We start from the raw sequence: 10,667 nt of genomic DNA, 5'->3' as shown, positions 1-10,667 counted from the left end.
ATTAATTTGAATATAATGGATAATAACGGTTTATGTTTACTTCATCGTTAACTTTTCTTGAATTTATTATCGAATCCACAAACTCACGGGCGAAATATGGTGCTAATGATACACCTTTTGTGCCTAAACCATTGAAAATAAATACGTTCTTCATTTCAGGATGGTTTCCTATTAAAGGTCTACGGTCTTTTGAGGCTGGTCTTATACCTGCTACCTGGTCAATAATTTTATACTCAACATTTAATAAATCATTTAATTTATCTGTCAGTTGATGTTTAGCTTTCTCTGTAGGTTGATAATCTAAATTCTTCCACTCGTAAGTGGCACCAACCCTATAGTAATCGTGGTTTGGATTTTTGACAATGAAAACCCCTCTATTAAAAATTACATCATCTGGCAGTGGCTTTTCAGTGGTGATATGAAGAATTTCACCTTTGACAGGAGCAGTGGGTAGCCAATCGAAAAATGGATTTTGGCTTAAAGGACCATCGCAAAAGATTATCTTCTCACTTTCAAAATCTTTATATCGTATTTGATTTTTTTCGATTTTTAACTCCTCATAATTCACTTTCTCTTCTACAAATTGTTTATCATTTATAAGTTTTTGACGGTGATATGTGAGCATTTTCTTGACATCCAAAAAGCCACTCTGTTTTAGTAATATCCCACCAAAATTATCTCCAATAAATTCTGAAAAATTAGAATTCGTAAACGTGCTTTTAATAAAAAAATCGTTTTTATGTTCTTTTGCTATCCAATCATTTTGGTCTTCAAGTGACAAGAAAGGGCGATAGATTGCTTTCTTATGTAAAAATTCAGTTCTAAGAGATTTTTCCAAGTCACCATAAAATTCCTCTAAATAGGGGAAAAGTTCTTCGGCCAGCCATGTTTGTTTCATTTTTCTGCCCGTAACAGGGTTGTACAATCCAGCTGCAACTTGTGAGCTGGAATTTGGGTTTTCATGCGAAAAAACAACAAAAGTTGCACTACATTTTCTCAAGTGTTCAACCACGGCCACAGAAGCCAAACCATGCCCCACTACAATAAAATCAACTTTCATAAACTGAATGAGTTCTTCGTTTTAAATTTGTGTTGCTAAAAAAAGCAATTTTTGGTTATTAATTTAATACGTTACTTTCCTTAAAGACGTATCATTTAGTAATTCTTATTTTAGGCAAACAGTTTTAATTTCAGCAAATTTGCATCAAACTTTAATGATATGATAAATATAAAGCAATTTGTTTTTAATCCATTTATGGAAAATACCTATGTAGTGTATGATGACAACAAAAATGCCGCCATTATAGATCCAGGATGCTATGAAGGCTATGAACAAAACGAATTGGTCGATTTCATTAAAAGTGAGGGTTTAAAAGTTCAGCAGTTGATTAACACCCATTGTCATATCGACCATGTGTTGGGAAATGCTTTTGTTAAAGATAAATTTGGAGTGGAATTGTATATGCATGAACTGGATTTACCGGTGTTGGAGGCAGTCCCAAGTTATTCAGCGGCATATGGTTTTGCAAATTACCAGCCTTCTCAACCTGACCATTTTCTTAAGGAAGGTGACATTCATAAAATTGGTAATATCGAATTTAAAGTTCTATTCTTGCCAGGACATGCGCCTGGTCACATTGGTTTTATGAATGAATCTGAAAGAGTATTCATTGGTGGAGATGTTTTATTTGATGGTAGTATTGGAAGGACAGACTTGCCAGGTGGTGATCATGAAACTTTAATAAGCAGCATCCAGAATAAACTTTTTAAATATCATGATGATGTAAAGGTATATTGCGGCCACGGACCTGAAACAACATTAGGGAAAGAAAAAGCTACCAACCCATTTTGTGCTATAAAATAAATTCCAATGATTAAAAAGAACATTCCAAATATAATTACTGCGGCTAACCTTTTTACTGGAGCTGTAGGGGTTTATTTTGCGAGCCAATTTGATTTTGAATCCGTAGCTTTTTGTATTGTATTGGCTGCCCTGTTTGATTTTTTGGATGGAATGTTGGCTCGATTGCTAAAAGTGCATTCTGAAATCGGAAAGCAATTAGATTCATTGGCTGATATGGTGACTTTTGGATTTCTTCCATCTTATGTTCTTTTTCAATTTTTGCAATTGAATGATGCTGGGATTTTAAGTTTTGCAGCTTTCTTAATCGCAGTTTTTTCAGCATTTAGATTGGCTAAATTTAATATTGATACGCGACAATCAGAAGAATTTATAGGCTTACCGACTCCCGCAAATGCTTTGTTTATTGGCTTTTTAATTTTCTTAAAAGATATTGAGAATACAAGCTTTTTATTTGAAACGCCTGCTTTGCTTGTCATTTCTGTCGTTTTTTCATTATTGCTTGTAGCTGAGCTGCCTATGATAGCGCTGAAATTTAAAAACTTCAGTATGAAAGAGAACATTTTTAGGTATCTAACTATTGTAATGGCAATAATTTTAATTAGTATATTTCAATTTTCTGCTGTGCCAGTCGTTATCTTGCTTTACATTTTATTATCAACAATTAAGTTTACTTTGTTAAAACGAAATTAATTTGATTCAAAAGCTGTTAAGTCAGTTATTCAAAACATTTAATGAAATACTTACTAGGTGTTATATTAACCATTTTGGCTTGTCATGAACTATGCAGTCAATCTATTTTAGAGAAAAGCGGTCTTATAAAAGTGGCTACTGTTAAGGAAGGTATTCATAAAATAGATTTGGCTTTTATTGAATCCGCAGGTTTAAATGCGCAAGATGTTAATCCTAATCAAATTCAAGTTTATGGAATGCCAGGCGGGCACATTCCTCAAGCAAATGCAATCCAATATCCTTTTGATCCGCAGCCTCTTCCCATGAAGATTCAGTCTAATGGCGATGACAGTTTTCAGTCCGATGACATTGTTTATTTTTATGCGGATGCAGTTCAAAATATCAAGTATGATTTTGAGAAAGAGGTTTATCAGTATAGTAATAATCTTTATAGTGATTCTTTATTTTTCTTTATTGATGTGCATGCTGATGAAGTAAATGAAATAATAACGGAATCATCCAGCGAATTTTTAGGGGGAGAAGTAATTGATTGGTTTGATGCTGTTTATGCTCATGAAATTGATGAAATCAATATTTTAAGGTCAGGAAGACAATGGTTTGGTGAATCATTTAATATTAACAAAACACAAGAATTTCAATTTCAATTAACCCATGAGTTAGCACAGAATAATGAAATAATTCTTTATACGCAGTATATGGCACAGACCTATAACTCAGCAAATTTGAATATTTCGTTAAATGAGTTTGATTTGGCTTCTGAGAGTATGCCCACAGTTTCGGACTTTACCATATTCCCATACAGAGAAAAAGGAGAGATGGTACGAAATTATTCTCAGCTTACTACAAATCTTTTGTCAGGTCAAGATCTTATTGTGAACCTTACGCATGAATCATTAGGGTCGGGTAGGTCAGATGGATATTTGGATTTTTTATTTCTAACCGTTCCCCAAAAGTTAATTGTGGGTGACAAACAACTTGTATTGAGAAACAGAGCATTTCAACATGCTGGAAATTATCAAGTGCAATTTTCAGGTCTCACGTCTTCTCATGAAGTTTGGGAGGTAAGCGATCTACTAAATTATAAAGAAATAAGTATTAAAAATCAGCAATTTAATTTCAGTCAATCCGAGGATTTGAAAGAGAGAAAATTTGTGGTCTTCGATGCATTTAATGCCCACGATGTTGCTTTCATTGAAGAAATAGAAAGTCAAAACCTAAAAACTTCAACTAGCCCAAATTATCTGATAATTGCTTATGATGATTTTGCGGAAGAAGCGAATCGATTAGCTAATTTTAGAAGAAATCATAATGGATATCAAGTAGAGATTGCTTCGGTTAGCGAAATTTATAATGAGTTTGGGTCTGGAAGGAAGGATGTTTCCGCAATTAGGAATTACATAAAATCTTTTTATCAAAAAAATCCTGATAAACTTCAATATGTCCTCCTATTAGGAGGAGCTTCTTACGACTATAAGGATAGAGTCACCAATAATACTAATCTGGTTCCCGTCTATCAATCCAGAAATTCCCTTCATCCTGTATTCACCTACGCCTCTGATGACTTTTATGGTTTCATGGAAGAAAATGAAGGAGTTTGGGAAGAGGTTTTTAATAATATTGACGATGTTGATTTAGGGATTGGTAGAATTCCAGCAAAATCAATTGAAGAGGTTCGAGATGCTATTGATAAAATCATTCATTACGAAAGTAATCCTCAAGTTTTTAATAAGTGGAGAAACGAAATCTATTTTATTGCTGATGATGAAGATGGAAATATTTTCCATAGAGATTCGGAAATTCTTAGCGATTATGTCATTGATAACTTTGGATTCTATAATATTAATAAACTTTATTTAGGGGCTTTTGAGCAAGAGGTTTTTGCCAGTTCGCAGCGTTCTCCAAAAATGCGAGAAGCCATCAATGAGATGAGTGAAAAAGGAGCACTCATAGTAAATTATATTGGACATGGTTCGGAAAATAGCTGGACCAATGAGGCAATTCTTACAAAAGAAATGGTGAATGATTGGAATAATTTGGACCAATTACCACTTTTTGTTACCGCTACTTGTGAATACGGAAGATTTGATAATCCTAATATAGTTTCTGGAGCACAAGAAATGTTACTGAAAGCGGATGGAGGAGCAATTGGATTATTAACTACCTCCCGTCCAGTGGAATCAAGTTCAAATGCAACACTAAACCGCGCTTTTTTTCAACATGTATTTAAGCCAGCCGGAGGAGAGCCTCAAAAGTTTGGCGATATCATTAAGAATACTAAAAATTCAGGAATAGTAGGGGTGAAGAATCGAAATTTCATTTTATTGGGAGACCCTGCAGTAACCTTAGCGGAGCCTCAAAATAATATAAAAATTGAGGAAGTACTGAATGAAAATGGTCCGACTGATACGATTAGCAGTATGTCTAAAATTACGGTGAGCGGTATAATTGAAAATTCTTCCGGACAAAAAATGAATTCTTTTTCGGGTCAACTAACAGCGGAATTGTATGACAAACCAGCGGAAAGCAGCACGACAGATCCAGGTGAAAACCGATTTAATTTTATGACTTACGATCAAGTGATTTACCGTGGAAAAGCAAGTGTTTCAAACGGAGATTTTGATTTCACTTTTTTCGTTCCCAAGGAAATTGATTACAAAATTGAGAATGGTAAGTTTAGCTTATATGCTGAAAACAAAGAGCAACTTTTAGATGCCAATGGTTTTAATGATAATTACGTGATTGGGGGTAGTAGTCTAGTAACAAACCAGGATAATATAGGACCTGATATTAATATTTTCTTAAATGATAGAGGTTTTACAAATGGAGACAAAACAGGTAGTGGAGCTGATTTAATAATTGATTTATTTGACGAACACGGTATTAGTATTTCTAATAATGCAATCAATCCTGGGATCACTTTTTCGTTAGATGGAAACGAACCTGCAAAGTTGAATGATTTTTTCTATTATGATATAGACTCTTATCAGGAAGGTACAATTCGCTATAATTTAACAGATTTGCCAGAAGGCAAGCATTATTTAACTGTGACAGCCTTAGACGTTTTCAATAATAAATCGAAATCTACAATAGAATTTGAAGTGGTAGGAAATGAAGAATTTTCAATTTTAGATTTTAGAATGTATCCAAACCCTGCCACTAATGAGGTTAATTTTACTTTAAGACAGAATAGAAGAAATGCAGAAGTAGAGTTCACTTACCAAATACTAAATAATCAGGGGAAGTTAATATATGCACATAATTTTCGGACAGAAAATGATTTCCAACAGGATATCTGGAATCTGAAAGATAAAAATGGAAGAAAACTTTCGGCAGGAATATATTTTGTCAGGGTTTTTCTTCGTTCTGTAGAAGATAATGCAAAAACTGACCAAATTAAAAAGCTAATTGTTATCAATTAAGTATATTTGAAGTAAATCATGATAAAATGCGAGCAGCTAAATTAATATATATTACCGCTTTTACATTCATATCGAGTGCAGCTTTAGGCCAAATAGCAAATCCTTCAGGTTTGACAGGGGCTGATCCTGAAAGAAATGTGATTACAACAGCTATGCCTTTTTTGGTAATTTCTCCTGATTCTCGTTCGGCAGGTATGGGCGATGTAGGTGTTGCTCTTTCAGCTGATGCAAATGCTATGCAATGGAATGCAGCTCGATTAGCCTTTGTAGAAAATGAAATTGGGGCTGCCGTTTCCTATTCGCCTTGGCTTTCTAATTTAGGAGTTACAGACATGTCTATATCTTATTTAAGTGGATACTACAGGTTAGATAAAGAGCAAGTTATAGGCCTAGCTTTGAAATATTTCGATTTAGGAAATATTTTCTTTACCGATAATGGAAATACTGGTACTGATTTTTCACCTAAGGAATTTTCGATTTCAGCTGCTTACTCAAGAAAGTTAAGTGATAATTTTAGTGCTTCTTTAACAGGTATGTTTGCTCGATCAAATTTATTCGGAAACTTTAATAATAATAGTAATTCAAGTCCTACTCCTGCAACTGCAGTTGGTGTAGATTTAGGTTTGTTTTACACAAAGGATGTTCTATTTAATGGTCAGGATTCAGAATTTTCATCTGGTCTTCAAATTTCCAATATTGCAAATAAAATATCCTATAGCGGAGATGATAATGAGCAATTCTTACCAATAAATCTTAAAATTGGTTCGGCATTTACTACCAATTTAGACCCTTATAATACCATTACAGTAGCACTTGATTTTAATAAACTGATGGTTCCAACTCCAAATGAAGCCGATACAGTTACTGCCACATTGCTCGAAGGTATGTTTGGCTCATTTAGTGATGCACCTGGCGGATTTCAGGAAGAACTAAGGGAAATTTCAATTGCTTCTGGTGTAGAATACTGGTATAATAACGTATTTGCTATTCGTACAGGATATTTTTATGAACACTTAAGTAAAGGTGGTCGTCAATATTTTACAGCAGGTTTAGGATTTAGATATCAAGTATTAGGATTAGATTTTTCCTATTTAATTCCTACCAAACAAAACAATCCATTAGCAGAGACGCTTCGGTTTACTGCAGTTTTTAAGTTTGAAAATTTAGGAACTGCAAAAGCCTCTATAACAGAATAATATCTGAATAAATTTATTTATAATATTTAATTTCCTTTCCATGTTAGACAGACAAATAGCTCCTCAATCCTTTATGTTAAAAGATTTGGCTCTTACAAAGCCAGAAGTAAAGGAATTGTCGAATGGCTTGTCTATACATATAATTCAGGATGAAACAAATCCTGTTTTGAAAATCGATTTTCTTTTTGCAGCTGGCAAGGTGAATGACGAAAAATCAGGGCAATCATTAATATGTGCAAAGGCGATGGTGGAGGGAACCAAAAGTTATCCCGGAAGTGAACTACAAGAGTTATTGGATCATTATGGGGCTCATTTAGATGTGTCTGTCGATTACGATCACACAACCGTTAGTTTATTGTGTCTTAAAGAGCATATAAATCCCTTATTACCAGTGCTTAAAAGTGCTATCACTGAGCCTTTATTTGATGAAGCTGATTTTGAAAAGATTAAACTTCAGCAAATTCAAAAAATAAGAGTAAATAATCAGAAAAATGCACTGATTGCCACCAAAAATCTTAGAAATAAGCTTTTGAATGGAACGCCTTACGCTACAACTTTAGAAGAAGAGCATTTGAAAGCTATTACAAAAGATGATATTGAAGATTATTTTAAACAATATTTCACCATTAAGCCTGAAATAATTATTGCTGGAGATTTTGATGATGATATCTTTAAATTTTTGGAAGAGCATTTTGTAATGCTGGAGTTTTCAAGACAAGAAGAACAATATGATAGTAAATTATCTCCGGTAATTGTAGATGACTTGATTAAACGAGATGGTTCTGTTCAAGCCTCTATTCGAATGGGAGCAATTTCAATCAACCGTAATCATCCTGATTACTTTGATTTGTCTATTGCAAACGAAATCTTAGGTGGATACTTTGGTTCTCGTTTGATGAAGAACATTAGAGAAGACAAAGGGTATACTTACGGTATTTATTCTGTTTTAATAAATTATAAGCATTTAGATTATCATATCATTGGTGCTGATGTTAAAATTGACCATGTTGAAGATACGGTTTCAGAAGTATATAAAGAAATGGAACTATTAAAAAACAGCCTTGTTCCAGAGGAAGAAATTGAAACAATTAAGAATTATATGTTAGGCAAAATTGCAAGTAGCCTAGACACCGTTTTTCATCAATCTGAAAATTACAAATCCAAACTTGCGGAAGGTGCAAATTATTTGGATTATTTTGATGCTTACGTGAAAAGTATCCGAAACATAACAGCCGATCGAATTTTGGAAATCAGTAATAAATACTTTTCTGAGAAGTATTGCGTAGTGAAAGTAGCCTAATCAAAGTCGTTTTATTCTCAGAAAATATTTATGTGAAAAATGAATTGAATGATTAATTTTCAATCTACATTTACACCTGAAATATGACCATAAAACATAAAGTTCTAGCAGTTGAAAAATTATTCAAAACCCTTGATAATGAGATTGCTGCATTTAGAAAAGAATCTGGGATCTACTGTTTTTCCGGTTGCGGAAAATGTTGTAATAAATCAGATATTGAAGCATCCCCTCTTGAATTTTTACCATTAGCTTTTCATTGGTTTTCTCAAGGGAAAGCCGATGAAATGCGTCAGAAATTGGAAGAAAACCAATCGCTTAATTGTATGGTTTATCAGCCTCTTTCAAAGGATGATCCGAATCACGGTCATTGTGGAGAATACCAACATAGAGGATTGATATGTAGGCTATTTGGATACGGAGCAAGTAAAGATAAATACGGTCAACTCCGTATGGTTACTTGTAAGTTGATTAAAGAAAATCAAACAGAAAGTTTCGCAAAGGCAGTGGAGATGTTAAAAACAAAATCAACCGTACCAGTTTTTGCTGATTATTATCAAAAACTAATGCAAATTGATTTTAGACTTGCAAAAGATGTACTTCCTATAAATGAAGCGATTCTCGCAGCATTAGAGACAGTTATGCAATATTATGCTTACAGGGAATTCCCAGCGAGTAAAGGAGTGGCCTAATTGTTATGAATTCAAAATACAAAAGCCCGAAGAGTTATCTACGGGCCATTGTTTATGAGTTTAAATTCTAAAATTACATATGAATCGGTCGGTTATCAGAAGCTGCTAAACAAGCTTCCTTAACCGCTTCCATATAAGTTGGATGTGCGTGAGACATACGAGAAACATCTTCAGCAGATGCGCGATATTCCATCGCAGTAACCCCTGCTGCAATCATATCAGCAGCTCTCGCTCCTATGATATGAATTCCTAAAATTTCATCTGTCTTTTTATCGGCTATTACTTTTACCAAACCTTCCGTATCACCACTTGCTCTGGCTCTTCCTAAAGCTTTATAAGGGAAGGAACCAGTTTTATACTCTGTGCCTTTATCTTTTAATTCCTCTTCAGTATAACCTACACCTGCAACTTCTGGCCAGGTATAAACCACATTCGGAATCAATTTATAATGGATATGAGGTTTTTGGCCTGCCATAGTTTCAGCAACAAATACACCTTCTTCCTCGGCTTTATGGGCTAACATTGCACCTCTTACTACATCTCCGATGGCATAAATATTATCTACATCAGTTTTTAGGTTGTCATCTACCGAAATTCTTCCTTTATCATCTGCTTTTAGTCCTGCAGCTTCTAAATTTAAGCCTTCGGTATAAGGTTTCCTTCCAACAGCTACTAAGCAATAATCACCTTTAATGGTTTCCTCCTTACCTTTATCAGTTTCAAAAGTTACTTCAACTTCTTTGCCTTTATTTTCAACCTTGGTTACCTTATGTTTCAGTTTCAAGTCCATGCCAAGATTCTTCATGCTCTTTTTCATTTCCTTGCCCATAGTTCCGTCCATAGTTGGGATAAGGCTGTCCATAAATTCAATCACTGTAACCTTAGCACCAATTCTTTTATAAACTGAACCTAATTCAAGCCCAATTACTCCGCCACCTATTAAAATCAAATGCTTAGGCACTTCTTTTAATTCCAAAGCCTCAGTACTGCTGATTACTCTTTTCTTATCAAATTTTGCGAATGGTAGCTCCACTGGTTTAGAGCCTGTAGCAATGATTACTTTGTCAGTGCTAAGCTCTTCTTTTTTACCATCAGATTTAGTAACAACCACAGTGTTTTTGTCCTTAAATGAGCCAACTCCCGTGTGGACGTCAATTTTATTTTTCTTCATCAAATAAGCAATTCCTTCAACATTTTGCTTTACTACATCCGCCTTTCGATTGATCATTTGCTTAATGTCCACTTTTAAGTTGCTAAGGTTAATCCCATGGTCTTTAAAAGTAGTTTCCGCATTATGATAATGCTCTGAAGAATCTAATAAAGCTTTTGATGGAATACAGCCAACATTTAGGCAAGTTCCTCCAAGCGTATCATATTTTTCAATTATAGCGGTTTTCATTCCCAGTTGTGCACAACGAATTGCTGCCACATAACCACCAGGACCGGAACCAATTACTGTTACATCGTATTTTGACATGTTGTTAGTATTCAGTATTGGGTAGAGTGTAT

8 protein-coding genes are annotated in these 10,667 nt (G+C 34.3%); 6 read left to right on the top strand and 2 right to left on the bottom strand.

Going from position 1 to position 10,667, the window contains the following annotated elements; all coding sequences use genetic code 11:
- Position 1: 1 nt before the first annotated feature.
- Complete coding sequence (locus VFM92_RS08170) at positions 2-1,060, bottom strand: NAD(P)/FAD-dependent oxidoreductase (protein ID WP_325121716.1); 1,059 nt, start codon at positions 1,058-1,060, stop codon at positions 2-4.
- Between the two features lie 159 nt (positions 1,061-1,219).
- Between VFM92_RS08170 and VFM92_RS08165 the strand changes: the two genes are divergently transcribed.
- The 6 genes from VFM92_RS08165 (at position 1,220) to VFM92_RS08140 (ending at position 9,158) form a co-directional block, all read left to right on the top strand.
- Entirely contained in the window at positions 1,220-1,864 is a 645-nt protein-coding gene (locus VFM92_RS08165; RefSeq protein ID WP_325121715.1) for an MBL fold metallo-hydrolase, read from the top strand.
- A 6-nt stretch (positions 1,865-1,870) separates the two neighbouring features.
- On the top strand, positions 1,871-2,554 hold the full coding sequence (gene pssA, locus VFM92_RS08160) for a CDP-diacylglycerol--serine O-phosphatidyltransferase (RefSeq protein ID WP_325121714.1): 684 nt from the start codon (positions 1,871-1,873) through the stop codon (positions 2,552-2,554).
- 41 nt (positions 2,555-2,595) lie between these two features.
- Positions 2,596-5,973: a type IX secretion system sortase PorU gene (porU, locus tag VFM92_RS08155; protein ID WP_325121713.1), complete on the top strand. Its 3,378-nt coding sequence runs from the start codon at positions 2,596-2,598 to the stop codon at positions 5,971-5,973.
- A 26-nt stretch (positions 5,974-5,999) separates the two neighbouring features.
- Positions 6,000-7,169 carry a type IX secretion system outer membrane channel protein PorV gene (porV, locus tag VFM92_RS08150; RefSeq protein WP_325121712.1) on the top strand — a complete coding sequence of 390 codons (1,170 nt, stop codon included), beginning with the start codon at positions 6,000-6,002 and terminating at the stop codon, positions 7,167-7,169.
- Between the two features lie 40 nt (positions 7,170-7,209).
- A complete protein-coding gene (locus tag VFM92_RS08145; protein WP_325121711.1) occupies positions 7,210-8,469 on the top strand; it encodes a pitrilysin family protein in 1,260 nt (419 codons plus the stop codon).
- Positions 8,470-8,552: 83 nt separating this feature from the next.
- The gene (locus VFM92_RS08140; protein WP_325121710.1) at positions 8,553-9,158 is read left to right on the top strand and encodes a YkgJ family cysteine cluster protein; all 606 of its coding nucleotides are present in this window, start codon (positions 8,553-8,555) and stop codon (positions 9,156-9,158) included.
- A 73-nt stretch (positions 9,159-9,231) separates the two neighbouring features.
- Here the strand turns inward: VFM92_RS08140 and lpdA are convergent, their stop codons facing one another.
- The gene (gene lpdA / locus VFM92_RS08135; protein ID WP_325121709.1) at positions 9,232-10,635 is read right to left on the bottom strand and encodes a dihydrolipoyl dehydrogenase; all 1,404 of its coding nucleotides are present in this window, start codon (positions 10,633-10,635) and stop codon (positions 9,232-9,234) included.
- Positions 10,636-10,667: the final 32 nt, after the last annotated feature.

The organism is Marivirga sp. (assembly GCF_035704835.1).
Taxonomy (GTDB): domain Bacteria; phylum Bacteroidota; class Bacteroidia; order Cytophagales; family Cyclobacteriaceae; genus Marivirga.
This window is presented reverse-complemented; position numbering and strand designations above follow the sequence as displayed.

What these genes read in the sequence shown, in the direction of transcription:
- pssA (WP_325121714.1), top strand. Translation starts at nt 1,871, where the DNA reads ATGATTAAAAAGAACATTCCAAATATAATTACTGCGGCTAACCTTTTT.
- VFM92_RS08145 (WP_325121711.1), top strand. Translation starts at nt 7,210, where the DNA reads ATGTTAGACAGACAAATAGCTCCTCAATCCTTTATGTTAAAAGATTTG.
- porV (WP_325121712.1), top strand. Translation starts at nt 6,000, where the DNA reads ATGCGAGCAGCTAAATTAATATATATTACCGCTTTTACATTCATATCG.
- porU (WP_325121713.1), top strand. Translation starts at nt 2,596, where the DNA reads ATGAAATACTTACTAGGTGTTATATTAACCATTTTGGCTTGTCATGAA.
- VFM92_RS08170 (WP_325121716.1), bottom strand. Translation starts at nt 1,060, where the DNA reads ATGAAAGTTGATTTTATTGTAGTGGGGCATGGTTTGGCTTCTGTGGCC.
- lpdA (WP_325121709.1), bottom strand. Translation starts at nt 10,635, where the DNA reads ATGTCAAAATACGATGTAACAGTAATTGGTTCCGGTCCTGGTGGTTAT.
- VFM92_RS08140 (WP_325121710.1), top strand. Translation starts at nt 8,553, where the DNA reads ATGACCATAAAACATAAAGTTCTAGCAGTTGAAAAATTATTCAAAACC.
- VFM92_RS08165 (WP_325121715.1), top strand. Translation starts at nt 1,220, where the DNA reads ATGATAAATATAAAGCAATTTGTTTTTAATCCATTTATGGAAAATACC.